This is a genomic window from Streptomyces sp. NPDC041713 (genome assembly GCF_055591085.1).
Genome location: NZ_JBVIZY010000006.1, coordinates 476,496 through 502,317 on the forward strand (window position 1 = coordinate 476,496; position 25,822 = coordinate 502,317).

A 25,822-nucleotide genomic window follows, 5' to 3' on the forward strand; every position below is an offset into this window, starting at 1 on the left:
AAGAACACGGGGGTGTTCGATCGTGACCGAGATCATCGACCGCATCACGGAACAACTGGCGGAGGAAGGGGCGGCGGCCAATGCGTCCGCCGTCCGGGCGCCCGCAGCCGGGGCGTCCGCGGCTCAGACGTCCGCGCCCCAGGCATCCGCGACCAACGCGCCCGCCGAGGGCGAACTGACGCCGTTCGTCGCGCCGTTGACGGTGCCGCCCGTCCTGCGGCCCGACTCCGCGGACGTGCGCGAGGAGACGGAGATCGCGCTGCGGCCGACCTGGGTGCGCCTGCACCCGCAGCTCCCGCCGACCCTGATGTGGGGGTACGACGGCTGCGTGCCGGGACCCACCATCGAGGTGCGGCGCGGGCAGCGGATCCGTGTCGCCTGGACCAACCGCATCCCGCGCGGCGAGTATCCCGTCACGGCCGTCGAGGTGCCGCTCGGCGACCCGCGGCGGGACCCGCCGCCCAGCACCGAGCCCGGCCGCGCGGGCGTCGAGCCCGACAAGGACGTGGCGGACCTGCCCGCCTGGGCGGTGACGCACCTGCACGGCGCGCAGACCGGCGGCGGCAACGACGGCTGGGCGGACAACGCCGTGGGATACGGCGACGCCCAGCTCTCCGAGTACCCGAACGACCACCAGGCGGTCCAGTGGTGGTACCACGACCACGCCATGAACATCACGCGGTGGAACGTGATGGCGGGCCTCTACGGCGCCTACCTGGTCCGTGACGACGAGGAGGGCGCCCTCCAACTCCCGTGCGGTGAGCGGGAGATCCCGCTGATCATCGCCGATCGCAACCTGGACACCGACGAGGGCGACGACCGGCTGAACGGCCGCCTCCTGCACAAGACCACCATCATCGACCCCAAGAACCCCGAGACGGGCAAGCCGGTCACGCTGCCCTTCACGGGCCCTTACACCACCGTCAACGGCCGCATCTGGCCGTACGCGGACGTGGACGCGGCGTGGTACCGCTTCCGGCTGCTCAACGCGTCGAACGCGCGCATCTACGACCTCGTGCTGATCGACGAGGACGACCAGCCCGTGCCCGGCGTCCTCCACCAGATCGGCAGCGACGGCGGACTCCTGCCGCGCCCGGTGCCGGTCGACTTCGAGGGCGCGCTCACCACCCTCACCGTCGCGCCCGCCGAGCGCATGGACCTGCTCATCGACTTCAGGGGGCTCGCCGGGCGGCGGCTGCGGCTGGTCAACAAGGGGCGGGACCAGGCACCCGGGGTGCCCGACGTGCCGGGGGACGTGCGCTACCCCCAGGTCATGGAGTTCCGGGTGGGCGAGTGCGGCGAGCCGGACGGATTCGAGCTGCCGGAGATCCTCTCGGGTTCGTTCCGCCCGCTCACGCACGACGTCGAGCACGGCCACCGGTTGATCGTGCTGACCCCGCCCGCCACCAAGGGTGGCGGCGGACACCCGGAGATCTGGGAGATGGCCCAGGTCGAGGAGCCGGTCGACCTCCAGGTCCCGACCGAGGGGATCATCCAGCTGCGCGGCGCGGACGGCAAGGTCACCACCTACCGCCGGATCGCCCGAACCTTCAACGACGGCCTGGGCATCACCATCGCCGAGGGCAGCCACGAACAGTGGAGCTTCCTGAACCTCGCCGTGAACCCGCCGGTGACCCACCCCATGCACATCCACCTGGCGGACTTCCAGCTCCTCGGCCGCGACACGTACGACGTCTCGGGCTTCGACGTCACGCTCGGCGGCACCCGCGCCCCGGTCGCCCCCGACCCGCGGCGGCCGATCCCCCTGGCCCCGAACGAGCACGGCTGGAAGGACGTCTTCCGGGTCCCCGGCGGGCAGATGCTGCGCGTCATGGGCCGGTTCGACGGGGCGTACGGCCGGTTCATGTACCACTGCCACTTCCTGGAGCACGAGGACATGGGCATGATGCGGCCCTTCGTCGTGATGCCGAAGGAGGCCCTGAAGTTCGACCACGGCGCGGGGCACGGCGGCCACGGGGGGCACGGGGGTTCGGCCGGCTAGGCGGTCACCAGCGCGTGCCGTACGGCGGCACGGGCCAGTGCGCGCACGACCGGGTGCGGTCGGGAGCCGTCGCCGGACAGTTCGGGCTGGAAGAGGGTGGCCAGGAAGAAGGGGTGGCCGGGGAGTTCGGCTATCCGCACCCGGCCTTCCTCGTCCTGACCGGTGAAGCGCAGGCCGTGCGCCCGCAGCGTGTCGAGGTGAGCGCCCGGGCCGTACGAGCAGTGGTAGCGCTCGACGGTCCGGTCGGCGCCGAGCACCGACTCGGCGAGGGAGCCCGGCGTGATCGTCACCGTGCCCTCGTGGCCGACCAGCGAGCAGGCGAGCGGCGCGATGAGCAGATCGTCGGCGTCGGGGTCGTTCTCGGCGTGCGCGACGCCGGTCAGTCCGCACACGTTCCGCGCGTACTCCAGGAGCGTGTGCTGGAAGCCGCCGCAGGTGCCGAGGAAGGGCACGCCGTCCTCGCGCGCCGTGCGGATCGCGGCCAGCGCGCCCGCCTCGCTGCGGTACGGGCTGCCCGGCACCACCCAGACCGCGTCGAAGCCGCGTACGGCGCCCGGCTCTTCGGCGTCCGTGGTCGGGATCCAGTACGCGTCGAGGACGAGATGGTCCTGGGCGGCGAGGGCGTCCAGGAGGAGGGGGATGCGGGTGTGGGCGGTCACGTTCGGCGAGCGGTCGCCGATCAGGGCGAGGCGGGCGGTGGGGGAGGGCGCATGCGGGGTCGTCGCGGGGGCGTGGGTCGTCATGCCTGTGATCCTGACCGCGCCCCGAGGTTCACGTCCAACGACGAAGTCTGCTCCCGCCATAAGCGTCTCTGATGGGGCCTCCATGAGCGTCTCTGATGGGGTGGGCGACCCTTGGGCCATGGACCCGCACCTCCTGCGCACGTACGTGACGGTGGCCCGCCTCGCCTCGTTCTCCGAGGCCGCCCGCGAGCTCGGCTACACCCAGTCCGCCGTCTCCCAGCACATCGCCGCCCTCGAACAGGACCTCGGCGCCGCCCTGTTGACCCGCCGCCCGGTGATGCCCACGCCGGCGGGCGTCCGCCTCCTGGAGCACGCGGCACCCCTGCTGCTGCGCCTGGACGCCGCCCGCGCCGAGGTCGTCCGCATGGCGGCCGCCGGTCCCGAGCAGACCCTGACGCTCGCCACCACGCCGACCGCCCTGACCCGGCGAGCGGTCCGGGCCCTGCCCGCGACGGGCGTCACCCTGACCGTGCTGCCCCGCGACGAGATCCCCGCCGCCGTCGCGACCGGCGCCGCCGACCTCGGCCTCGTCGACGGCCTCGCCGCGCCCAGCGACCCCCTGCGGCTGCCGGACGTCGCGCCGCTGACCGCGCGCGGCGTCGCCGAGGAACCCGTCTCCGTGCTGCTTCCCGAGCACCATCCGCTGAGCCGTCGGGCCGGCCTGCGCCTCGGTGATCTCGTCGACGCGCGGTGGCTCGACGCGCCGGGCACCGGTCTTCCGCTGCCCCAACTCCGCCCGGCCAATGGCACATCGGGGTTCCGGCCCGCGCTGCGCTACGACGGCACGGACCTGCGTACCCTCGCCGCGCTGGCCGCCGCGGGGCGCGGTCTCGCCCTGCTGCCCCGGTCCGCCGCCGAGGAGGCGCCCGGTACCGTCGCCGTGCCGCTGACCGCGCCCCGCGTGGTCCACCGCACCGAGCTCATATACGCCGGCGCCCTGCGCCGGCCCGCGGCGGTGCTGGCCGCACAGCTGGACGTCACCCGTTCGTGAGGCGTCGCCGCGGGGTGGCTCAGGGTAGGGCTGTGGCCGGAGGCGAGCCATGGATCAGACCACGTTGCGTCCCAAGCCGATGCCGGGGCGGCGCCCCGGCGGGCCGTCCGACCGGAACCAGAGCCAGGTTCAGGGCCAGGATCAGGGCCAGAACCCGGGTCAGGAGCAGGGCGTAGCCCCAGACGAACGTTCGGGCAAGCGGTCGGGTCGAGGCCGTCGTCCGCATGCCGCGCGCCGGCGCGGTCGCCGTCTGATGACGTTGCTGTCCGGGCTGCTCCTCGCGGCCGTCCTGGTCCTCGCGGGCGTCGGCCTCGGCACGGTGGGCGCCACCGTCATCGGCATGAGCAAGCTGGCCGAGATGCAGAAGGCGGCGGCGGGGCGGGGGCCGGGTGACCCCAAGGCGCCGGGTGCCCCGAACACCGGCCCGCACATCGCCCCAAACGCACCGGGCCCGCACATCGCCCCGCACGCCCCGGGAGCGTCCGTCGCCGGCCCCACCCCGCCGACGGCCACCGGGCCCACCGCCCCCGGCCCCGGCCCCCTTCCCGCGAAGCCCCAGGCCGCCCCCGCGCCGCACGCGGATCCCGTGGCCCCGGCCAGGACCGCCACCCTCGGCGTCGAGGCCGTCGACGCCCCCGGCGGCGCGGGCGCCCTGCTCGTAGGCGTGCACATCCCCGGCCCCGGGTACACCGCGGGCATGATCCGTGGCGACACCGTGCTCACCTTCGGCAAGCGGCACCTGGACTCGGCGGCCGAGCTCGCCACGGCGGTCCGTGCCGCCCGCCCCGGCAAGGAGGCCGTCCTGACGGTGCGCCATGCGAGCGGCGCCCGCCAGTCTCTGACGATCAGGCCGGGCATCGTGACATGACCCCGCTCGGCACGAGGCACCCACTCCCAGCCCCCCCCGAGATCCCCCGACAACCCGTTCGCGGTCGCCCCCCGCCAGGGGCAAGATGCAGGCGTAGCCAACAGGAGGTCCCCATGAGCCCCGCGCCCGCGTCCACCCCCGCGCCCGACCCCGTGCCCAGTCCCGCCGCCCCCGCGCCCTTCACCGCCGACGACTACCGCGCCCGCATGGAGCGGGCCGCCGCCCAGGCCGCGGAGGCGGGGCTCGCCGGGCTTCTCGTGGCCCCGGGGCCCGATCTCGTGTGGCTCACCGGCTACCGGCCCACCGCGGCGACCGAGCGCCTGACGATGCTCGTGCTCGCGGCCGGACAGGACCCCGTCCTCGTCGTGCCCACCCTGGAGGCGCCGGACGCCGAGCGTGCCGCGGGTGCGCCCGCGCTCACGCTGCGGGACTGGACCGACGGCAAGGACCCGTACGCCGTCACCGCCCCGCTCCTCGACGCCTCCGGACGTTTCGGGGTGAGCGACAACGCCTGGGCGATGCATCTGCTCGGCTTCCAGCGCACGCTGCCCGGCACCTCCTACGTGTCCCTCACCGAGGGGCTGCCGATGCTCCGCGCCGTCAAGGACGACGCCGAGCTGGAGCGCCTCGCCGCGGCGGGGGCCGCTGCCGACGCCACGTACGAGGAGATCCAGAAGGTCCGCTTCGCCGGGCGCAAGGAGACGGACGTCGCCGCCGATCTCGCCGACCTGCTACGGCAGTTCGGGCACTCCCAGGTCGACTTCACCGTCGTCGGATCGGGCCCCAACGGCGCCAATCCGCACCACGAGGCGGGCGGGCGGGTCATCGAGCACGGCGACATGGTCGTCCTCGACTTCGGCGGCCTGCTGCACGGCTACGGCTCGGACACCTCCCGCACGGTGCACGTCGGCGAGCCGACGGCGGAGGAGCAGCGCGTGCACGACGTGGTGCGCGAGGCGCAGGCGGCGGGGTGTGCGGCGGTGCGGCCCGGCGCCGCCTGCCAGGACGTCGACCGCGCGGCCCGCGCGGTGATCACGGAGTTCGGCTACGGGGAGCGGTTCATCCACCGCACCGGCCACGGCATCGGCGTCACCACCCACGAACCGCCGTACATGATCGAGGGCGAGGAGCAGCCGCTGGTGCCCGGCATGTGCTTCTCCGTGGAGCCCGGCATCTATCTGCCCGGCCGCTTCGGGGTGCGCATCGAGGACATCGTGACCGTCACCGAGGAGGGCGGGCGGCGGCTGAACACCACCGCCCGCGAGATGGCCGTCGTCGACTGACGCTACGACGCCGCCAGGATCACGCACGACTCCGCGGGCACCCGCACCACCCCGTCCGCCCCGGGCGCGGCGACCGGCTCCCACGCGGCGAGCACGCGCGCGTGGCGCCCGTCGAGCGGCAGCACGACGGGCTCCGCGCCGAGGTTCACCGCGATCCGCAGGTCCCCGCGCCGGAACGCGAACCAGTGCGCCTCCTCGTCGAACGCGACCCGCACCGCCGCCAGATCGGGGTCGGTCAGGTCACCGCGGGTGCGCCGCAGGGCGATCAGCTCGCGGTACCAGGCGAGCAGGCGCGCGTGGTGGCCGGACCCGGGCTCGGACCAGTCGAGGCAGGAGCGGTCCCGGGTGCCGTGGTCCTGCGGGTCGGGGATGTCCTCCTCGGCCCAGCCGTGCGCCGCGAACTCCCGCCGCCTGCCCCGGCGTACGGCATCGGCGAGCTCGGGGTCGGTGTGGTCGGTGAAGAACTGCCAGGGCGTCGACGCGCCCCACTCCTCGCCCATGAACAGCATCGGCGTGAACGGGCCGGTGAGGGTGAGCGCGGCCGCGCAGGCGAGCAGGCCGGGGGAGAGGTCGGCCGAAAGCCGGTCCCCCTGCGCGCGGTTGCCGATCTGGTCGTGCGTCTGGCTGTACCCGAGGAAGCGGTACGCGGGCGTCCGCGCGCGGTCGACGGGGCGGCCGTGGGCGCGGCCCCGGAACGTCGAGTACGTCCCGTCGTGGAAGAACGCCCGGGTCATCGTCTTGGCGAGCGCGGCCAGCGGGGCGCGTGCGAAGTCCTCGTAGTACCCCTGCGCCTCACCGGTGAGCGCGGTGTGCAGCGCGTGGTGGAAGTCGTCGTTCCATTGCGCGTGCAGACCGAGACCGCCGCTCGCGCGCGGGGTGACGGTGCGCGGGTCTCCGAGGTCGGACTCGGCGATCAGGGACAGGGGCCTGCCGAGTTCGTCCGCCAGCGCGTCGACGGCCGTGGAGAGTTCCTCAAGGAAGTGGCACGCGCGCGTGTCCGCCAGCGCGTGCACCGCGTCGAGCCGCAGCCCGTCGAGCCGGTAGTCGCGCAGCCAGGCCAGTGCGCTGCCGAGCAGATATGCCCGTACGTCGTCCGAGCCGGGCGCGTCCAGGTTGACCGCGGCGCCCCAGGGCGTCTGATGGGTCTCCGTGAAGTAGGGGCCGAAGGCGGGCAGGTAGTTGCCGGACGGGCCGAGGTGGTTGTGGACCACGTCCAGGACGACACCGAGGCCGTGCGCGTGCGCCGCGTCGACAAATCGCTTCAACGCCTCCGGCCCGCCGTACGGTTCGTGCACCGCCCACAGCGACACCCCCTCGTACCCCCAGCCGTGCCGCCCGGGGAAGGGGCACAGCGGCATCAGCTCCACGTGGGTGACGCCGAGGTCCGCGAGGTGTCCGAGCCGGCCGGCCGCCGCGTCGAGGGTGCCCTCGCGCGTGTACGTGCCCACGTGCAGCTCGTACAGGACGGCGTCCCGCACCCCGCGCCCGGGCCAGGGCGTGCGCCACGCGTACCGGCCGTGGTCGACGACCGCGCTGAGCCCGTCGGGGCCGTCGGGCTGACGCCGCGAGCGCGGGTCGGGCAGGACGGGACCGCCGTCCACCGAGAAGCCGTACCGCGTCCCGTCCTCGGCCGGGGCCTCGCCCGACCACCATCCCGCGCGGTCGCCGTCGCGCTCCAGCGCGTGCGTCGCGCCCGCACACTCCAGTACGACCCGCTCGGCCTCCGGCGCCCACACTTCGAACCTCACCGACGGTTCCCCTTCGTCCGCTGTCCGCCACATCCGCTGTCCGCACCCGTGCGTCCCATGGTGCGTCAGAAACCGGCTGTGCGTGCGGGAAGCGGCCGATCGGGCCCCGTCCCCGCCCTCCTGGACACCCGGGGCGCGATTGCCGGACAATCGCCTGGTGACATCCTCTTTCGAGTTCTCCACGTACCCCGCGAGGGTGACGGACGTCGAGCGGGACCGGGCGTTGGACGCACTCAAGGAGGGCGCGGCCGCGGGCAGGCTCTCCCACGACACGTTCGTGCGGCGCATGGAGCTGGTGCTCGCCGCCCGCAGGCCCGACGAGCTGGCCGTGCTCACCGCGGACCTGCGGACCGAGGGCCGCTGGACGCGCCGGGTGCTCGACGGCGTCGGCGCGGTCTCCGGGTTCACGATGAAGCTGCGCAGGGCCTGGCAGGCCGAGCGGCTCCCGAAGCTGCTGCTGCCCTCGCCCGACGGCCTCTACCCGCTGCGGATAGGCCGCGACCCCGCCAACGGCCTGCGGCTCAGCCACGACACGGTCTCCCGGGTGCACGCCGAGCTGTGCCGGCAGGGCGGCATGTGGGTGCTGCGCGACCTCGGCTCCACCAACGGCACGTCCGTCAACGGCCGCAGGGTGACCGGCGCCGCCCTCGTCCAGGACGGTGACCTCGTGAGCTTCGGCCGGATGTCGTTCCGCCTCGCCACAAGCTGAGTCACCGCCCCGCGCGGTCGCCGTCGCCCGGTACGCGCGCGTGCAGCGCGGCCGCGACCGTCGTCCGGGACTGATGCTCCACCTGGTCCTCCAGGGGCACCCAGCGCGCCCTGAACCGTTCCGCGAACGCCTCGCTCCACTGGGTCACCAGGCGTTCCAGGCGCGGCGCCGCCCGGTCGCCGGCCGCGTCGAGCACCCGCAGCAGCATCGCGGCCGACCGCAGCGGCAGCCGCCTGCCGAAGGCGTCGACGCTGCCGATGTACGCCATCGACGTGCCCGCGGGCGGCAGCCGCCCCCAGTCGTCGGCGAGCCCCGGCACCAGGGCGAGCGCCCAGCACGCCGCCCGCAGCAGCGGCCCCTCGGCGTGCGGCAGCCGGGGCAGCGCGTCAGCGAGGATCTCCTCCACGAGCCGCGCGTCCCGCCGCAGCCGCCGCGCCAGCGCCCGCATCGCCCGGACCGGCGCCGGGTGCACGGCCGGGTCGTCGACGAGGTCGCTCGCCCACATGGGCACCTCGACGATCGCGGTGCGCCCGCCGTAGCGGTGGGTGCGGTGCCAGGTGGTGAGCCGGGCGTCCTCGGGCAGGCTCGGGTACGCCGCTCGCGCGCCGGGTTCCGGCAGTACGTGGACGCCGGGGCCCGAGACCGGCCAGCCGGCCGCGTCCGACGCCCCCGTCTCCACCGGAATGTGCAACTCCGCCGCCGACTTGGCGAACGGCTCCGCGAGCCCGGGGATGTCCTTGGTCAACTGCACCCAGCTGCCGCCGAGGTCGGTGGCGTGCAGGGACACCTGCAGATACGGCCGGAGTTCGTCGATGACGGCGGTCAGCGCGCGCGTCTCGGGCGGCAGCCGGTCCGGCGGCAGCACGGAGGGCGACCACTCGGGCTGCTCGGGCCCGGCCGGGCGGAAGAAGTTCCGGTGGTACTCCAGGAGCGTGCGGGGCGCGGGCGTGCGGTGCAGGCTCGCGCCGTCCGGATCCGCGCAGAGCAGGAAGTGCCAGGAGGCGGCGGCGCGCAGCCGCGGATCGCGCAGCGTCCACTCGGCGAGGTGCAGCAGCGTGGAGCCGCCGGCCGGCTCGTTGGCGTGCGCCCCCGCGACGACGAGGACCGCCCGCGGCGAGCGCCCCACGGAGAGCAGGTGCAACGGCCGCCCCGCGCGCGACATGCCCACTTCGCGCAGGGTGCTCAGTTCGGGCCGGTGGGCCGCCAACTGAGAGGCGGCAAGGACGAGTTCAGGAACGCTGGGATAGTGCCGCACCGCCGGTTGGCCCCCCGTCCCGGTCCACCACTGAGGCAATCGCAGTACGCCACGCCCCGGAGAAGGTGTCAAGAACACCTCAGGGCGCCGGCGCCCCACCTTCCGTCACCCGTACGGGCGTACGCGGACTGCGACGCGGGCCTCCCGGTGGTCCGCTGAACACACCCGCGCGGCCGTTCGCCGCGCCGAAGCACAGGTCGGAGCCCGTGGTGCGCTGCCCGTCCGTCCCGTCCGACGGCCCGATACCGGCCGCGGAACCGGCCCCGTCCGCGGCCCCCGCGGAGCCTCCCGCGCAGCCCTCGCCCGGTCGGTGCACGCCGGCCGCAGGGGGCGGTCCCACCCCGGTCACGGCGTCCCGGGCGCCGTGCGAGCCCGCCGCGTCCGCCGGTCGGCGCCGAGAGGGGCCGCCGAGTCCCGTGTCGCCTGCGGGGCCTCCGAGTCCCGTGTGGCCTGCGGGGCCCCCGAGTCCCGTATCGCCCGCAATGGCGCCGAGTCCCGTGTCGCCCGCAATGGCGCCGAGTCTCGTGTCGCCCGCGGTGGCGCGCGACCCGTACCCCGTCTTCCGCGTCCTGCGCGAGCGGTACCCCGTGGTGCGCGACGAGCTCCTCGGCGCGTGGCTGGTCAGCCGGTACGGCGACGTGCGCGGCGCGCTGGCCCGGCCGTGGCTCGTGGCGCTGCCACCGGGCCGCACCCTCAGCCACATGGAGGGCGCCACGCACCGCGCGCACCGCGCCCTGCTCGAACCGGGCCTGCGCGGCGACGCGCTGGCCGCCCTGGCCGCGGGGGCCTCGCGCACCGCCCATGTGCTCGCCCACCGCATCGCCGCCCGCCAAGAGGCCGACCTCGTCGCCGAGTTCTGCCGGTGGCTGCCGGCCGCAGCCGTGGTCACCGCGCTCGGCCTGCCGCCCGAGGACGCCGCGTACGTCCAGAGGTGGTGCCGGGGCGGCCTCACCCACCTCGCGGGCCACCACCACGAGCTGGACGCCCGCCTGCGGCCCCATCTGGTACGCCGCCGCACCCGCCCCGGCGACGACCTGCTCTCCGTGCTGTGCGCCGCCGAGGTCGGGGGCCGCCCGCTGTCCGACGGGACCGTGACCGGGATCGTCGGCGCGCTGCTCGGCGGGGGAGGCGACGCCACCGCCCTGGCGCTCGCCTCCTTCCTCGCCAACCTCCTGGAGCACCCGGGCCAACTCGCGCTGGTCCGCGAGCGGCCCGAGCTGATCCCCGCGGCCTGGGCGGAGTCCCTGCGCCGCGACCCGCCCGCCCCCGTCGTGCTGCGCCGCGCGGTCCGCCCGGTCGTCGTGGCGGGCACGCCGCTGCCGGCCGGGGCGGTCGTGGCCTGCCTGGTCGGCGCCGCGGGCCGCGACCCCGCGCGGTTCGCCGACCCGGACCGCTACGACGTCCTCCGCACGGACCCGGGCCACCTCGCGACCGGCACCGGGCGCCACGCGTGCCTCGGCGCCGAACTCGCCCGCCACATCGCCGAGTACGGGCTGCGCGCCCTGCTCGACGCCCTGCCCGGGATGGCCCTGGCACCGGGGTTCAGGCCGGAGCCGCGGGGGCTGCTGACCCGCGGCCCGCGGACCCTACTGGTACGTCCCGGGTGAGTCACATGGGCCGCTCGCCCTGAGCCACCGGCACCCGTTCCAGGAGCGCCACGGGGGACGAGGCGAAAAGCTCCGCCACGCGCGCGTGCCCCTCGAACTCCCGCTCAGGGGCGAGCAGATCGGACCACCGGCCCGCCGGAAGCGCCAGTTCCGTGTCGCGCCAGCCGCCCGCGTCGGCGAGCCGCAGGGACAGCCGCGTCGCCGCCGCCACGACCTCGCCGGACCGGGTGAACGCCACACAGTGCGCGGCGCCGGGACCCTCCGCGGCCAACGGCTCGTACGTCGCCGTGCCCCCGAACACCTCCGGGCGCCGCCCGCGCAGCCACAGCGCCGCCGAGGTGAGGGCCAGCTTCTCCGCCGAGAGGTCCCGGTGCTCCGGGTGCGGGTCGAGCCGCTCCAGGGCGTCCGGCTCGAAGCGCGCGGGCCGCCGGTTGTCCGGATCGACGAGGGCGCGGTACTCGACCTCCGAGCCCTGGTAGACGTCGGGCACCCCCGGCATCGTCAGCTGCAGGAGCGCCGCCCCCAGGACGTTCGCCCGCACGTGCGGGCCGAGCTCGCGCGCGAGGGCCGCCACCGCGTCCTGCGGCGGGCCGCACGGCCCCGCCGTCACGAAGGCGGCCACCGCCTTCTCGTACGCCTCGTCGGGCTCGGTCCAGCTGGTGTGCAGGCCCGCCTCGCGCACGTGCTTCAGGAGCGCGTTCCGCAGCCGCGTCTCGTCGGGGGGACCGAAGCCGACCGCCGTCTGCCAGGCCGCCCAGGCCAGCTGGGGGTCGGGCGCGCCGGTGCCGCCCGCCCGCGCGGTGCGCTCGGTCACCTCGACGAGCAGGTCGGCCCACCGGTCGGGGCACTGGGTCAGGACGGAGATGCCCGCCCGCACGTCGGCGCTGCGCTTGGTGTCGTGGGTCGTCAGGACCGTCCCCGAGTAGGGCCAGTCGCGCTGCACGCGCGCGCAGTACGCGTGGAACTCCTCGACCGGCACCGCGGGCCGCTCGGGCGCGCCGCCCACCTCCGCCGCCGACAGGAGCGGCGCGTGCCGGTAGAACGCGGTGTCCTCGACGGCCTTGGCGCGCAGCGCGGACGCGGTCTGCGCGAACCGCACCCGGAACTCCGCCATGCCCTCCCGCGCGGACCGGGACCGCGCCGCGCCGAGCCGTCCGAGGGCCAGGTCCCGTACGACGTCGACCGCGCCGGCCTCCTCGGGCACGGAGAAGGCCGCCCTGGCCTCCTCGGCCGCCTCAGGGGTGAGGACCGACTCGGGGGCGTCGCCCCCGGAGACGTACGGCCGGTAGACGGGGAGCCGCACGAGCAGCTCACGGAGCGCGGTGCGCAGGGTCCACGGGGCGTGGTCGCGCAGGGCGGGCTCGGCCGCGCAGACCGCGGCGGCCACGCGTGTGAGCCGGTCGACCTCGGCGGCCAGCTCGTGCGTGACGACCTTGTACGCGGCGCGCCGCACCGTGGCGTCCCAGTCGCCGCCCCGGTCCGCGGGGGCCGCCGCGAAGCGCCGGTACTGGCCGAGGAGTTCACCGGCGCCCGCCGGGTCGGCGAAGACGCCGTCGAGGTGGCGCAGCGCGTCGTAGCCGGTGGTGCCCGCCACGGGCCAGGCTGCGGGCAGGTGTTCGCCGTCGGCGAGGATCTTCTCCACCACCGTCCAGCGTCCGCCGGTCGCCTCGTGCAGCCGCCGGAGGTAGGCGCCGGGGTCCGCGAGGCCGTCGGGGTGGTCGATCCTGAGGCCCTCGACGACGCCCTCGTCCAGCAGCCGCAGGATCGTGGCGTGGGTGGCCTCGAAGACGTCCGGTTCCTCGACGCGCACGCCGATGAGGTCCGAGATGGTGAAGAAGCGCCGGTAGTTGAGTTCCGTACGGGCGAGGCGCCACCAGGCGGGGCGGTACCACTGCGCGTCGAGGAGCTCGGGGAGCGGCAGCTTCTCCGTGCCGTCCCGCAGGGGGAACTCGTGTTCGTGGTAGCGCAGGGTGGTCCCGTCGACGTGGAAGTGCGCGAGCTCGTCGCCGAGCCTGCCGCCGAGGACGGGCAGCAGGACCCGCCCGTCGCCCGCCTGCCAGTCGATGTCGAACCAGTGTGCGTACGGCGACGCGGGGCCCTCGCGCAGCACCTCCCAGAGCGCGCGGTTGTGCCGGGGGACGGCCGCCATGTGGTTCGGCACGATGTCCACGACGAGGCCGAGCCCGGCGCCGCGGGCGGTGCGGGAGAGCGACCGCAGCCCCTCCTCGCCGCCCAGCTCCGCGCGCACGCGCGCGTGGTCCACCACGTCGTAACCGTGCGTCGACCCGGGGACCGCCTCCAGCACCGGCGACAGGTGCAGATGCGAGACACCGAGGGAGGCCAGGTGGGGGACGGCCGCCTCGGCGGCGGCGAAGGGGAAGTCCGGCTGCAGCTGGAGGCGGTAGGTGGCGGTGGGCGGCGGCGGGACCGCGACCCCGTGGCGTTCCGGCGTCATACGCGTCATGTGAACGTACGTACCCCCGTCGAGGGCTTTCGTGTCATCGACTCATGCGTGTGCGCGCCACCGCGTCGTTAGCGTCGGACGATGGCTCAGAACAGTCGGGACGCGTACCGCACGGTGCTTCGCATGACGGGGCCGCTGCTGGCCGTGGTGTCCTTCTTCGGCAGGCTGCCCGTGGCGATGATCCAGTTCGGCAGCGTGCTCCTGGTGACCGAGACGAGCGGATCGCTGGCCACCGGCGGGATCGTCGCCTGCGCGCTGGCGCTCGGCCAGGTGACGCTCGGCCCGTTCGTCGGCCGGCTCGCCGACCGGCGGGGCCAGCGGCCCGTCGTCCTCGTCTTCTCGCTGCTCAACGCCGTGGCGATCGCCGCGTACACCCTGGGCGCCGTCGCCGACCTGCCCACGCCCGCCCTCGTCGTCCTGGGCGTCCTCGCGGGCGCGACGATCCCGGGCATCGGCCCGCTGGCCAGGGCGCGCGTCGTCCCGCTGGTCCGCGCCAAGGGCGGCGACGATCGGCTCGCGAGCACCGTCCTGTCCCTGGAGAGCACCATGGACGAGCTGTCCTTCGTGCTCGGGCCCGCCCTGGTGGGCCTCGCGTCGGTGGCGGGCCGTCCGGCGTACGCGTTCGGGCTCGCCGCGCTCCTGGTCGCCTGCTGCGGCACCGCCTTCGCACTCCACCCGACCGGCCGTACGGCCGCGGTGACCGACCCGACGGTGACCGGCCACGCGGTGACCGACGCGCCCGTACGCGCGCGGGGCGGACGTCCGCGGCTGCCGCGCTCGGTGTACGTGGTGCGGGTCGGCCTGCTCTTCCTGGGCGTGCTGCTCGGCGCCTGTGGGGCGGGGATCACCGCGCTCACCGAGGAGTTGGGGCAGCCGGGACAGGCCGGACTGGTCTACGCGGCGATGGGCGTCATGAGCGCCGTGGTGGGCCTCTCCATGGCCGCGGTGCCCGAGCGGTTCGGGCTGCTCGCGCGGTGGCGGGTGGCGACGGCCGCCGCGACGCTCCTGTCGCTGCCCCTGGTGTGGACCGACAGCCTGGTGGGCCTCTACGTAGTGGTCACTCTCTTCGGTGCGGTCTACGCCCCGAACCTCATCACGGGCTTCGCGCTGACGGAGCGCGCCGTGCCCACGCGGCGGCTGGCCGAGGGCATGACCTTCGCGGCGAGCGCCTTCGTCGGCGGCCAGGCGGTGACGCTCGCGGTGGCCGGGCGCCTCGCGGAGTCGCACGGCGCGGGGGCGGCCTTCGCCCTCGGCAGCGCGGCCGCGGCGGTGGCGTTCGTGGTGGCCCTGATCGCCCGCCACGAGACACCCCGCCACGAGACACCCCACCACGAGACACCCCGCCAGGAGCCGGGCGAGGGCGGGACGCCGCACAGCGCCCCGCCCGTCGCCACGGCCCCCGCTCAGCCGCCCCGCGCCGCCGTCACGCCGGACGCTGCAGCACCGTGAGGCTCCGGTCCGCCAGGGTGAGCCGGTCGCCGGCCCGCACCTTCGGGCCGCCGCCCACCGGCACCCCCTCCTCCAGCGCCGTGTCGACGACGATCTGCCACTGCCGGCCGTGGTTGACCGGCACCACGAACTCCGTGGGCTCCGGCGACGCGTTGAACAGCAGCAGGAACGAGTCGTCGGAGATCCGCTCACCGCGCGGGCTCGGCTCCGAGATGGCGTTGCCGTTCATGAACACGCTGAGCGCCCGCGCCTGCGAGGAGTCCCAGTCGCTCTGCTCCATCTCGGTGCCCTCGGGCGTGAACCATGCGATGTCGGACAGTTCGTCGCGGGTGCCCTGCACCGGGCGCCCGTGGAAGAACCGGCGCCTGCGGAAGACCGGATGGTCGCGCCGCAGCATCGCCATGGTGCGGGTGAAGGCGAGCAGCGAGTTCTCGCCGTCCGGCCAGCGCACCCAGGCCAGTTCGTTGTCCTGGCAGTAGGCGTTGTTGTTGCCCTTCTGGGTGCGCGCGAACTCATCCCCGTGGCTGAGCATCGGCACGCCCTGGGAGAGCATCAGGGTGGCGATGAAGTTGCGCATCTGCCGGGCCCGCAGGGCCAGGACGCCCTCGTCCTCCGTCTCGCCCTCGGCCCCGCAGTTCCACGACCGGTTGTGGCTCTCGCCGTCCCGGTTGTCCTCGCCGTTGGCCTCGTTGCGCTTCTCGTTGTACGAGACGAGATCGTGCAGCGTGAACCCGTCGTGGCAGGTGGTGAAGTTGATGGACGCCAGGGGACGCCGGCCGTCGTCCTGGTAGAGGTCGGACGAGCCGGTGAGCCGGGACGCGAACTCCGCCAGGGTGCGCGGCTCGCCCCGCCACAGATCGCGCACCGTGTCGCGGTACATGCCGTTCCACTCGGTCCACAGCGGCGGGAAGTTGCCCACTTGGTAGCCGCCCTCGCCGACGTCCCAGGGCTCGGCGATCAGCTTCACCTGGCTGACCACCGGGTCCTGCTGCACGAGGTCGAAGAACGACGAGAGCCGGTCCACCTCGTGGAACTGCCGCGCCAGCGTCGCCGCGAGATCGAAGCGGAACCCGTCCACATGCATGTCCGTCACCCAGTGCCGCAGCGAATCCATGATCATCTGCAGCACGTGCGGCGAGCGCATCAGGAGGGAGTTGCCGGTCCCCGTGGTGTCCATGTAGTAGCGGGGATCGTCCGTCAGGCGGTAGTACGAGGCGTTGTCGAGGCCCTTGTAGGAGAGCGTCGGGCCCAGGTGGTTGCCCTCGGCCGTGTGGTTGTAGACGACGTCGAGGATCACCTCGATGTTCGCCTCGTGCAGCGCCTTCACGGCCTGCTTGAACTCCAGGACCTGCTCGCCCCGGTCGCCCCAGGAGGCGTACGCGTTGTGCGGGGCGAAGAAGCCGATGGTGTTGTAGCCCCAGTAGTTGTTGAGGCCCATGTCCACCAGGCGGTGGTCGTTCACGAACTGGTGCACCGGCATCAACTCCAGCGCCGTGACCCCCAGTTCCGAGAGGTGCTCGACGATCGCCGGGTGGCCGAGCGCCGCGTACGAACCACGCAGCTCGTCCGGGAGGTCCGGATGCAGCATGGTCAGGCCCTTCACATGGGCCTCGTAGATCACCGTCTCGTGGTACGGCGTGCGCGGCGGGCGGTCGTCGCCCCAGTCGAAGTACGGGTTGACCACGACCGACGTCATCATGTGCGGCGCCGAGTCCAGGTCGTTGCGCGCGTCGGGCTCGTCGAAGTGGTAGCCGTACACCTCCTCCCCCCAGTCGATGCGCCCGCTGACCGCGCGCGCGTACGGATCGAGCAGCAGCTTCGCGGAGTTGCAACGGTGCCCCTGCTCCGGTGCGTAGGGGCCGTGCACCCGGAAGCCGTAGCGCTGTCCCGGCATGATGCCGGGCAGATACGCGTGCCGCACAAACGCGTCGGACTCGCGCAGCTCGATGGCTGTCTCCGAGCCGTCGTCGTGCAGCAGACACAGCTCCACGCGCTCTGCGGCCTCGGAGAAGACCGCGAAATTGGTACCGGCTCCGTCGTACGTGGCACCTAAGGGATACGCCTGCCCAGGCCAGACCTGCATGTATACGACTCTTCCACTCACGCCCCCTCGACTCGGGGCCACTTTGGCCAGAGTCTGCCCGAAAGTGGGGCAACCACCCCGGAGTTGTACCCGTCTAACCGTCCGACCACATACTCGGCATGCCCCGCGGTGGGGCGCCAGGGGAGTAGGGGGAGTAAGTGCGAGAGACAGTCAGACGCCATCTGGGGAAGGTGGTGGCGGGCGCGGCGGTCGCGGCGGCCGCCACCGCCGTGCTGGTGGGCGTCGCTCTGCCGGGATCGGGGTCGGGCGGCTCGGGGGACCGCCAGGCCAACGCCGCGGCGGCACAACAGGACGCCGTGGCCAAGGACGGCGTCGTGGAGGCGGCGCCCGACGAGGGCAAAAGCGGAGTCGGCAGCGACCCGCTGACCGACGCCGAGATAGCCCGCGCGGAGAAGGCATCGGTTTCGGGCCAGATGCGCTCCAGCGCCCGGGACGTCGAAGGGGACCGCGGCCCGCAGCTGCTGTCCACCAACCTCAGCGAGCCGGAGCCGGCCGACAGCGGCGCCGCGCCGCCGCGCCGGGCCGAGGTCGTCTACTACGACTACAAGAAGGACGCGGTCATCACCAAGACCGTCGACCTGAAGTCCGGCACGGTGGCCGACACCGTCACCACGCGGAACGTCCAGCCGCCGCCCAGCCAGGAGGAGCTCGCCGAGGGCGCCAGGCTGCTGATCGCCGACCCGCTCGGCAAGGGCCTGAAGCAGGACTTCAAGCACGCCACGGGCAAGGCGCTGACCGGCCCGGGACAGCTGCAGCTGAGCGGCATGGTCTTCCGCAAGGAGACCGTGAAGCGCGTGCCGTCCGACCTCACCCAGTGCGGCGAGCACCGGTGTCTGCAGGTCGTCACCAAGGTCAAGAACGGTCCGTGGATCGACACCCGGGCCCTCGTCGTCGACCTGAGCACCCGCACCGTGGGCCGCCTCGGCTGATCCGGCCGCCCGCGCACGACACCACACACCAGCTTCTCCTCGTACGAGGGAGTTCACTCCGCAATGCACGTCAACAGAGTCTCGCGCGCCCGCAGACGAGCCGTCACGGCCCTCGCGGTCCCCGCGCTCCTCGGCGGCGTCATGGCCGTCGCCCCGTCCGCGTCCGCCACGCCCCAGGCACCGCCCGCCGCTCCCGCGGCCGCGGCCGACTGCAGTGACGCCTACAAGATCGAGCAGACCGTCGACGGCGGCACGACCTGGCGCATGTGCTGGCACTACAACACGCTCTCCGGGCTGATCCTCGACAAGATCAGCTACCAGCCGAAGGGCGAGCCGAAGCCGATACCCGTGCTGACCAGCGCGCGCCTCGCCCAGGTGCACGTCCCCTACGACGACGGCCAGGCCGAGTACGACGACGTCACCGGCACCGACTTCGGCCAGGCGCTGCAGAACCTCAACCCGGGCGAGTGTCCCGGCGGCACCATCAAGACCGTCAAGGTCCCGCACCGGGGCGACGTCAAGGGCCTGTGCGCCACCACGCGCGCGCGTGGGCACGCGTACCGCCTCAACGACGACGCCTCCACCGGCGGCAACGGCAAGCTCTACACCGGCCAGGGCAAGGACCTGCTCGTCTACACGGTGAACAAGGCCTCCTGGTACGAGTACATCACCGAGTGGCGGTTCTCCTCCGACGGCACCATCACGTCCAACGTCGGCGCGACCGGCAGCCTCTCGCCGTACGACTACGACGGCGGCGACAGCCGCGGCTGGCCCATCGGCAAGGGCGACCAGGCCAAGGCCGAGAGCCACGCCCACAACGTCTTCTGGCGGCTCAACTTCGGCCTGGACGGCTCCCCGAAGGCCAAGGTCGAGCAGTACGACTCCAAGGTCACCCCGCCCACCGGCGACGGCAGCCCCACCACGAAGACCACCCGCACCAAGGTCACCAAGGAGCTCACCGGCGACCACAAGGACATGCGCTGGTGGCGCGTGGTCAGCAACACCGGCAAGAACAAGGACGGCCACCCGCGCTCGTACGAGATCGTGCCCGGCCCCAGCAACAAGCACGCCGGCCGCGAGTTCACCAAGCACGACGTGTACTTCACCCAGTACAAGGCGTGCGAGCAGTACGCGAGCAACAACCCGGGGTGCCCGAACGGCACACCGACCAGTGTCGACAAGTGGGTGAACGGCCAGGCGATGGACCACCCCGTCACCTGGGTGCACATCGGCTTCCACCACATCGCGCGGGACGAGGACCAGCAGCCCATGCCGGTCCACTGGCAGGGCTTCTCGCTGGCCGCGCGTGATGTCACCGCCATGAGCCCGCTCACTCCGCAGGACCTCGCCGACCAGAACGGCCAGCCGCCGCTGGGCGGTTGAGAAAACACCCGGCCCATCGGGCTGCACCGCCCGCCGCTCCCGGAGTACCCTTCCTTGATCGTTGACTGGGGGAGAGTCCGGGGGCGGAAGGCGGTGCGCGGGTGAGCTCGGGTGGTCGGGAGCTGCCCCCTGGTGACGACGGTCACGAGGGGAGCTCCGCCGACGTACCTCCCGGAGCGGTGTCTCTGGCGCGGCCGATGGAGATGGGATCTCAGATCGGACCCGAACTGGACTGGGACGCCGACGCCTGGCGTGAGGTCCGTACGCGCGCACAGCGTGCCGGGCGGGCCTACATCTGGCTGAATCTGGTGGAACAGCGGCTGCGCGCGGTCGTGGCCGCCGTCCTGCGTCCCGTCTACGAGCCGGTGCACGCCGACGACTGGGTGGTCGCGGCCGCGGGCCCGGCCGGGCAGGAGTGGGTCCAGCGGGCCGTCGCCGTGCGCGAGGTGAGCCGCCGCAAGGGCTATCTCCTCGACCCGGCCGACGACAACGTCCTCAGCTTCCTCACGCTGCCGCAGCTGCGCGAGCTGATGGTGCAGCACTGGCCGTGCTTCGAGCCGTACCTGGACGACCGGCGCGACGTGGAGCTGGCCCTGGACGAGCTGGAGGTCACCCGGAACGTCGTCTCCCGCAACCGCGCCCTGTCCCAGGCGGTCCTCGCCCAGGCCGAGCGGGCCTCGGCCCGGCTCCTCGACATGCTCGGCTCCGGCACCGACACGCCCTCCGCGCGGCGGCTGCCCGTCGACGCCGTGGAGGACCTGGTCGGCGACCGGTACGCGGACGTGGTGGGCGTGCACCCGGACCGGGTGCGGCTCCTGCGGCAGTTCCCCGCCGAGGACATCTTCGGCGGCGCCCGCCGCCTCGACGCGATCGGGATAGGCCTCAACCTCCTGGTGCAGAACTTCTCCGGGCGCCGCCTGGTCCGGCTCGCCGAGTCCGGGTGCCGGGTGCGGCTGCTCTTCATCAACCCGGCGAGCAGCGCGGTCAAGCGCCGGGAGCGGGAACTGGGGCTCAAGAAGGGCGAGTTGAGCCGCTCCGTGGAGATGAACATCCTGCACATGCGCCGGGTCAGGGCGCGCCTTCGCGACCCGGACGCCTTCGAGATCCAGGTCTTCGACGAGACGCCGCGCTTCACCGCCTATCTGGTCGACGGGGACGGCGCGGACGGCATCGCGGTCGTCCAGTCGTACCTGCGCGGGACGCGCGGGATGGAGGCGCCGGTGCTCGTGCTGCGGGGCGGCAGCCGGGTGGTCAAGTCGGGCGATCCGGGCGAGGGCGGGCTTTTCACGACATACCGCGAGGAGTTCGAACTGGCCTGGGCGGACTCGCGCCCGGTCTCCTGACCGGCTCCGGAGGCCACGGCCGGATTGTCAGTGGCGCGTGGGATCGTGGTGGTCATTGGGGGAAAGCACCACGAAGAAGGGGGCGGGCCATGGGCTGGCACCAAGAGCTGCTGATCGGTTTCGACCTGGAGACCACGGGGACGGACCCGAGCGACGCGCGCATCGTCAGCGGCGCGGTGATCGAGGTCAAGGCCGGCGAGACGCTCGGCCACCGCACCTGGCTGGCGGATCCGGGCGTCCCGATCCCCGCCGATGCGGTCGCCGTGCACGGCATCACCGACGAGCGGGCGGCCGCCGAGGGCCGGCCCGCCGCCGAGGTGGCGGACGCGCTCGCGGACGTCCTCACCTCGTACTGGCAGGCGGGCGTCCCGGTCGTGGCGTACAACGCGGTCTTCGACCTGAGCCTGCTCTCCGCGGAGCTGCGCCGGCACGGACTGCCGTCACTGCGCGCCCGCCTGGGCGGCGCCGACCCCGCCCCGGTGATCGATCCGTACACCATCGACCGCTCCGTGGACCGTTACCGCAGGGGCAAGCGGAACCTGGAGGCGGTCTGCACGGAGTACGGCGTGGCCCTGGAGTCGGCCCATGACGCCGCGTCCGACGCCCAGGCGGCGGCCCGGCTCGCCGGAGCGATAGCCGACCGCCACCCGAAGGTCGCCTCCCTCGGCCCGGCGGAGCTGCACCGCCGTCAGATCGAGTGGTACGCGGCCTGGGCGGCGGACTTCCAGAACTTCCTGCGCAAGAAGGGGAACGCGGAGGCGGTGGTGGACGGGGTGTGGCCGCTCAGGCCCCAGTGAGCGCGGGCCGTCGGACGGCGGCGGCGGAATCGGAAGGTGGCCCTCAGAAGGGGTACCACCGGACCGCCGTGTCACCGTCCCGCAGGGACGCCACGCGGCGCCGGAACTCCGCCAGTGCCTTGGGGTTGGACGGCGCGTGCTGGGCGACCCACGCGCAGCTGGCCGTCTCCCGGGCGCCCCGCAACACCGCGCACCCCTCCCACTCCCGCACATCCCACCCGTAGACCGACACGAACCCGTCGTACGCCTCGGGCGCGAGCCCGTACCGGTCGCGGGAGAGCGCCATGACGACCAGGTCGTGCTCGCGCAGATCGGCGGAGAAGGTCTCCAGGTCGACGAGGACCGGGCCGTCCGGGCCGATCAGGACGTTGCGGGGGAGCGCGTCGCCGTGGATGGGGCCCGGCGCGAGGTGCGGGGTCAGCGCGGCCGCGGCCGCCGCGAACCCGTCCCTGCGCGTCCGCAGATACTCCGCGTCCGCCGGGTCGACGGCGTCGCCCGCGAGCCGCAGCCACCGCTCCACGCCGCCGAGCAGTTCGCGGCGCGGCAGTGCGAAGGAAGGGGAGTCCAGTGCGTGCACCTGGCGGATCAGCGCGGCGAGATCGCGCGGCTCGGCGGGGCGTACGGCCTCCGGGAGCCGGTGCCAGAGCGTCACCGGGTGGCCGTCGACCAGCCGGGCCTCGGACTCGGCGGCCCGCACCGCGGGGACGCCGGCGTTCTCCAGCCAGTCGGCGACGGCCAGTTCGCGCCGTGCCCGGGCGAGGAGTTCGGGGGCGGCACGGCCGACCTTGACGACGAGGTCGTCGAGGGCGAACACCGCGTTCTCGCCGAGGGCCAGCAACCGCGCCCCGCCCGCCGGAACCGTCAGCTCCGCCGCCTCCAGCACGTCCCGCGCCCGTGCCTCATCCATCCCGTGCCTCCCGCACCTGGTGCCCTGTTCGGCCGACAGTCTCCCATTCGCACAGGCCAACCGGCGTGCGTGGGCGCCCGGCTGCTTGACGTATCAGGAGCACATCAGCACGATGACGGAGGCCGCCCGGGCGGCCGCATCCCAACCGTGCCGCCCGAAGGAGCCGATTCTGTGACTGTGGCGACCGCGACGAAGCGGTCAGCGAGAGGCGGGCCGGGCCGCGGAGCCGCGGACCACGGCGCGTGGTTCCTCGTGCTGCCCGCGCTGATCCCGATCCTCGTCCTCAGCGTCGGACCGCTGCTCTACGGCATCGCGCTGGCCTTCACCGACTCCCAGTCGGGCCGCACCCGGCCCACCCAGTGGGTCGGCGCCCTCAACTTCCAGGACCTGCTGCACGACACGCTCTTCTGGGACTCGTTCCGGATCGGGCTGATCTGGGCGTTCGGCGTCACCGTGCCGCAGTTCCTGCTCGCGCTCGGCCTCGCGCTGCTGCTCAACCAGGAGCTGCGTTTCCGCTGGCTGGCGCGGGCGCTGGCGATCATCCCGTGGGCCATGCCCGAGGTCGTCGTCGGCATCATGTGGCGGCTCGTCTACCACCCGGACGCGGGCGTCCTGAACGAGACCCTCGGCAACCTCGGGCTCGGCGACGGCAAGGACTGGCTGACCGGCACGGGCACCGCGCTCCTCGCGGTGATCGTCGTCGGGGTGTGGGCCGGCATGCCGCAGACCACCGTCGCGCTCCTCGCCGGACTGCAGAACACCCCGCGCGAGCTGCACGAGGCCGCCGCGATGGACGGCGCGGGCGCCTGGCGGCGCTTTCGCACCGTCACCTGGCCCGCGATCAAACCGGTCGCGCTCGCCATCACGGCGCTCAACTTCATCTGGAACTTCAACTCCTTCGCCCTGGTCTACGTGCTCACCCAGGGCGGTCCCGGCGGCCGCACCCGCCTGCCCATGCTCTTCGCCTACGAAGAGGCCTTCCGCTACGGCCAGTTCGGCTACGCGGCGGCGATGGGCTGTGTCATGGTCGCAGTGATCTCGGTGATCCTCGCCGTCTACCTCGTAGGGCGTCTGAAGGGAGGCGACGAGGCATGATGCGCACGAAGAAGTCGACGCGCGCCGCGCAGTACCTGGCGCTCGCCGGCTATCTCGTCTTCCTCGCCTTCCCGTTCCTCTGGCTGATCTCCACGGCCTTCAAGCCCGCGCGGGAACTGGGCAGCCTGCACCCGACCTGGATCCCCGAGGACCCGACGCTGGAGAACTTCCGGCAGGCCTTCGACGAGCAACCGCTCCTGCGGGCCGCCGGCAACTCCCTGATCGCCGCCCTCAGCGCCGCCCTGATCGCGGTCGTCATCGCGACCCCCATGGCCTACGTCATCGCCCGGCACCGCAGCCGCGTCGCGAAGGCCGCGACGGGCTGGGTGGTGATCAGCCAGGCGTTCCCGTTCGTCCTCATCATCATTCCGCTCTTCCTGGTCCTGAAGAACCTGCACCTGATCAACTCGCTGGTCGGCCTGATCCTGGTGTACGTGGTGTGGTCGCTGCCGTTCGCGCTGTGGATGCTCGTCGGGTACGTCCGCGCGGTCCCCGCCGAGCTGGAGGAGGCCGCGGCGGTGGACGGCGCGAGCAAGGCGCGCACCTTCGTCTCGGTCGTCGCGCCGCTGCTCGCGCCCGGCATCGTGGCCACCGTGATGTTCTCCTTCATCACCGCGTGGAACGAGTTCTTCTTCGCCCTCGTCCTGCTCAAGACCCCGGAGAAGCAGACCTTGCCGGTCATCCTCAACCGTTTCATCGGCACGGAGGGCGTCGCCGACCTCGGTCCGCTCGCCGCCGCCGTGTTCCTCGCCACCATCCCCTCGCTGGTCATCTTCGCGATCATCCAGAAGCGGATCACCGGCGGCATGCTGGCCGGGGCGGTGAAGGCCTGATGCGTACGCGCCCCCGCCTGGTGACCGCCGCGGCCGCGGCCCTCGTCCTGCTGGTCGCCGGCTGCAGCGGCGACTCCGGCGACGACGACGGAAGGATCACCCTCCAGTTCCAGTCGCTGGCCTGGCAGAAGGAGTCCGTCGACGCCAACAAGAAACTCGTCGCGGAGTGGAACGCCACCCACCCCGACGTCAAGGTCGAGTTCATCCAGGGCAGTTGGGACAGCGTCCACGACCAGCTGCTCACCTCCTTCGAGGGCGGCGAGGCGCCGGACATCATCCACGACGCCTCGGACGACCTCGCCGACTTCGCGTACGGCGGGTATCTCGCGGACATCGGCGACCTGCTCCCGGAGCGCCTGAAGTCCGACATCCCGGGGCGGAGCTGGCAGACGGCCACGTTCGACGACGGGATCTACGGCGTGCCGTTCCTCCAGGAGCCGCGCGTCCTGATCGCCAACGCGACGTGGCTGAAGAAGTCGGGGGTGCGCGTCCCGACGCCCGAGAAGCCGTGGAGCTGGCCGGAGTTCCGTACCGTCGCCAAGGAGCTCGGTGACGGCGAGGACGGGAAGTACGGCGTCGCCTGGCCGCTCAAGGAGCCGGTCTCCGCGACGCTCAACCTCTCGATGTCGGCCGGCGGCCGGATGTTCCACCGGGACGCGGACGGCAAGGTCGACGTGCGCTTCGACGCGGCCGACCAGGTCATGCCGCGCACGGTCCACGACCAGGTCAACACCGACAAGAGCGCGTCGGGCAGCACGCTCGGCATGGGCGGCGCCGACACCCTGCCCGGCTTCTTCGGCGGCAAGTACGCGATGGTCCCGCTCGGCTTCTCGTACCGCCAGCAGATCGTCCAGCAGGCACCCAAGGGCTTCGACTGGCAGGTGCTTCCGGCGCCGGCCGGCGAGGACGGGCCCACCCAGGGCGTCAGCCCGCAGACCCTGTCCGTCGCCGAGGACAGCCCGCACAAGAAGGAGGCCGTCGAGTTCATCGACTTCTTCCTGCGGCCGAAGAACATGGTGAAGCTCGCGCGCGGCGACTGGATGCTGCCGACCGGCAAGGAGGCGCTGAAGGACCCGGCCCTGCGCACCGACAAGGACGACTGGGCGGTGGGCACCGCCCTCGCCGCGCACCTGCGCCCGGCCCCCGCGCAGACCGTGCGGGGCTACCCGGAGTGGAAGGACAAGGTCGCGACCCCGGCGCTGCAGGAGTACTACAGCGGCGCGATCGACCTCGACGAGCTGCGCGAACGGCTGGTGAAGGACGGCAACCTGGTGCTCGCGCGGTACCAGCGGTAGAGCTCCGCACCCGGGCT

Annotated in this window: 20 protein-coding genes; 14 read left to right on the plus strand and 6 right to left on the minus strand. The window is 73.4% G+C overall.

Annotated elements, in window-relative coordinates:
* The first annotated feature begins 175 nt into the window (after positions 1–175).
* Entirely contained in the window at positions 176–2,002 is a 1,827-nt protein-coding gene (gene phsA, locus ACZ6CV_RS21500; RefSeq protein ID WP_469252468.1) for an O-aminophenol oxidase PhsA, read from the plus strand.
* Here the strand turns inward: phsA and ACZ6CV_RS21505 are convergent.
* Positions 1,999–2,745, minus strand: a complete 747-nt coding sequence (locus ACZ6CV_RS21505; RefSeq protein WP_469252332.1) for a CTP synthase C-terminal region-related (seleno)protein — start codon at positions 2,743–2,745, stop codon at positions 1,999–2,001. The genes phsA and ACZ6CV_RS21505 overlap by 4 nt on opposite strands.
* Before the next feature lie 118 nt (positions 2,746–2,863).
* On the opposite strand from ACZ6CV_RS21505, the gene ACZ6CV_RS21510 reads away from it, so the two are divergent.
* From ACZ6CV_RS21510 to ACZ6CV_RS21520, 3 genes are all read left to right on the plus strand, one after another.
* A complete protein-coding gene (locus ACZ6CV_RS21510) occupies positions 2,864–3,736 on the plus strand; it encodes a LysR family transcriptional regulator (protein WP_469252333.1) in 873 nt (290 codons plus the stop codon).
* A gap of 253 nt (positions 3,737–3,989) precedes the next feature.
* The gene (locus ACZ6CV_RS21515) at positions 3,990–4,604 is read left to right on the plus strand and encodes a PDZ domain-containing protein (RefSeq protein ID WP_469252334.1); all 615 of its coding nucleotides are present in this window, start codon (positions 3,990–3,992) and stop codon (positions 4,602–4,604) included.
* Positions 4,605–4,717: 113 nt separating this feature from the next.
* Entirely contained in the window at positions 4,718–5,887 is a 1,170-nt protein-coding gene (locus tag ACZ6CV_RS21520) for an aminopeptidase P family protein (protein WP_469252335.1), read from the plus strand.
* 2 nt (positions 5,888–5,889) lie between these two features.
* Here ACZ6CV_RS21520 and treZ read toward each other — a convergent pair whose 3' ends face one another.
* Positions 5,890–7,635, minus strand: coding sequence for a malto-oligosyltrehalose trehalohydrolase (gene treZ / locus ACZ6CV_RS21525; protein WP_469252336.1), 1,746 nt, complete (start codon positions 7,633–7,635; stop codon positions 5,890–5,892).
* 157 nt (positions 7,636–7,792) lie between these two features.
* On the opposite strand from treZ, the gene ACZ6CV_RS21530 reads away from it, so the two are divergent.
* Positions 7,793–8,344, plus strand: coding sequence for a DUF1707 and FHA domain-containing protein (locus ACZ6CV_RS21530; RefSeq protein ID WP_355805218.1), 552 nt, complete (start codon positions 7,793–7,795; stop codon positions 8,342–8,344).
* A gap of 1 nt (position 8,345) precedes the next feature.
* On the opposite strand, the gene ACZ6CV_RS21535 is transcribed toward ACZ6CV_RS21530, so the two are convergent.
* Complete coding sequence (locus ACZ6CV_RS21535; RefSeq protein ID WP_469252337.1) at positions 8,346–9,599, minus strand: M14 family zinc carboxypeptidase; 1,254 nt, start codon at positions 9,597–9,599, stop codon at positions 8,346–8,348.
* Positions 9,600–10,108: 509 nt separating this feature from the next.
* Between ACZ6CV_RS21535 and ACZ6CV_RS21540 the strand changes: the two genes are divergently transcribed.
* Positions 10,109–11,206 carry a cytochrome P450 gene (locus ACZ6CV_RS21540; RefSeq protein ID WP_469252338.1) on the plus strand — a complete coding sequence of 366 codons (1,098 nt, stop codon included), beginning with the start codon at positions 10,109–10,111 and terminating at the stop codon, positions 11,204–11,206.
* Position 11,207: 1 nt separating this feature from the next.
* Here ACZ6CV_RS21540 and treY read toward each other — a convergent pair whose 3' ends face one another.
* On the minus strand, positions 11,208–13,661 hold the full coding sequence (gene treY, locus ACZ6CV_RS21545) for a malto-oligosyltrehalose synthase (protein WP_469252469.1): 2,454 nt from the start codon (positions 13,659–13,661) through the stop codon (positions 11,208–11,210).
* Between the two features lie 90 nt (positions 13,662–13,751).
* Between treY and ACZ6CV_RS21550 the strand changes: the two genes are divergently transcribed.
* Positions 13,752–15,119 carry an MFS transporter gene (locus ACZ6CV_RS21550; RefSeq protein ID WP_469252339.1) on the plus strand — a complete coding sequence of 456 codons (1,368 nt, stop codon included), beginning with the start codon at positions 13,752–13,754 and terminating at the stop codon, positions 15,117–15,119.
* Here ACZ6CV_RS21550 and glgX read toward each other — a convergent pair.
* Positions 15,094–17,202: a glycogen debranching protein GlgX gene (gene glgX / locus ACZ6CV_RS21555; RefSeq protein ID WP_469252340.1), complete on the minus strand. Its 2,109-nt coding sequence runs from the start codon at positions 17,200–17,202 to the stop codon at positions 15,094–15,096. The genes ACZ6CV_RS21550 and glgX overlap by 26 nt on opposite strands.
* Positions 17,203–17,360: 158 nt before the next feature.
* Between glgX and ACZ6CV_RS21560 the strand changes: the two genes are divergently transcribed.
* From ACZ6CV_RS21560 to ACZ6CV_RS21575, 4 genes are all read left to right on the plus strand, one after another.
* Positions 17,361–18,152, plus strand: a complete 792-nt coding sequence (locus ACZ6CV_RS21560) for a Tat pathway signal sequence domain protein (RefSeq protein ID WP_469252341.1) — start codon at positions 17,361–17,363, stop codon at positions 18,150–18,152.
* A 63-nt stretch (positions 18,153–18,215) separates the two neighbouring features.
* Positions 18,216–19,535, plus strand: a complete 1,320-nt coding sequence (locus tag ACZ6CV_RS21565) for a copper amine oxidase (RefSeq protein ID WP_469252342.1) — start codon at positions 18,216–18,218, stop codon at positions 19,533–19,535.
* Between the two features lie 101 nt (positions 19,536–19,636).
* Positions 19,637–20,878, plus strand: coding sequence for an SAV2148 family HEPN domain-containing protein (locus ACZ6CV_RS21570; protein WP_469252343.1), 1,242 nt, complete (start codon positions 19,637–19,639; stop codon positions 20,876–20,878).
* A gap of 89 nt (positions 20,879–20,967) precedes the next feature.
* Positions 20,968–21,675: an exonuclease domain-containing protein gene (locus ACZ6CV_RS21575; RefSeq protein WP_469252344.1), complete on the plus strand. Its 708-nt coding sequence runs from the start codon at positions 20,968–20,970 to the stop codon at positions 21,673–21,675.
* A 43-nt stretch (positions 21,676–21,718) separates the two neighbouring features.
* Here the strand turns inward: ACZ6CV_RS21575 and ACZ6CV_RS21580 are convergent, their stop codons facing one another.
* Positions 21,719–22,582 (minus strand): phosphotransferase enzyme family protein, encoded by an 864-nt coding sequence (locus tag ACZ6CV_RS21580; protein ID WP_469252345.1) that lies wholly within the window; start codon positions 22,580–22,582, stop codon positions 21,719–21,721.
* A gap of 171 nt (positions 22,583–22,753) precedes the next feature.
* Between ACZ6CV_RS21580 and ACZ6CV_RS21585 the strand changes: the two genes are divergently transcribed.
* The 3 genes from ACZ6CV_RS21585 to ACZ6CV_RS21595 are packed head-to-tail and all read left to right on the plus strand — an operon-like array spanning position 22,754 to position 25,805.
* Positions 22,754–23,677 (plus strand): carbohydrate ABC transporter permease, encoded by a 924-nt coding sequence (locus ACZ6CV_RS21585; protein WP_469252346.1) that lies wholly within the window; start codon positions 22,754–22,756, stop codon positions 23,675–23,677.
* Positions 23,674–24,510, plus strand: a complete 837-nt coding sequence (locus ACZ6CV_RS21590) for a carbohydrate ABC transporter permease (RefSeq protein WP_469252347.1) — start codon at positions 23,674–23,676, stop codon at positions 24,508–24,510. Before ACZ6CV_RS21585 ends, ACZ6CV_RS21590 begins: the two co-directional genes overlap by 4 nt.
* On the plus strand, positions 24,510–25,805 hold the full coding sequence (locus tag ACZ6CV_RS21595) for an ABC transporter substrate-binding protein (protein ID WP_469252348.1): 1,296 nt from the start codon (positions 24,510–24,512) through the stop codon (positions 25,803–25,805). The genes ACZ6CV_RS21590 and ACZ6CV_RS21595 overlap by 1 nt, the downstream gene beginning before the upstream one ends.
* Positions 25,806–25,822 lie beyond the last annotated feature (17 nt).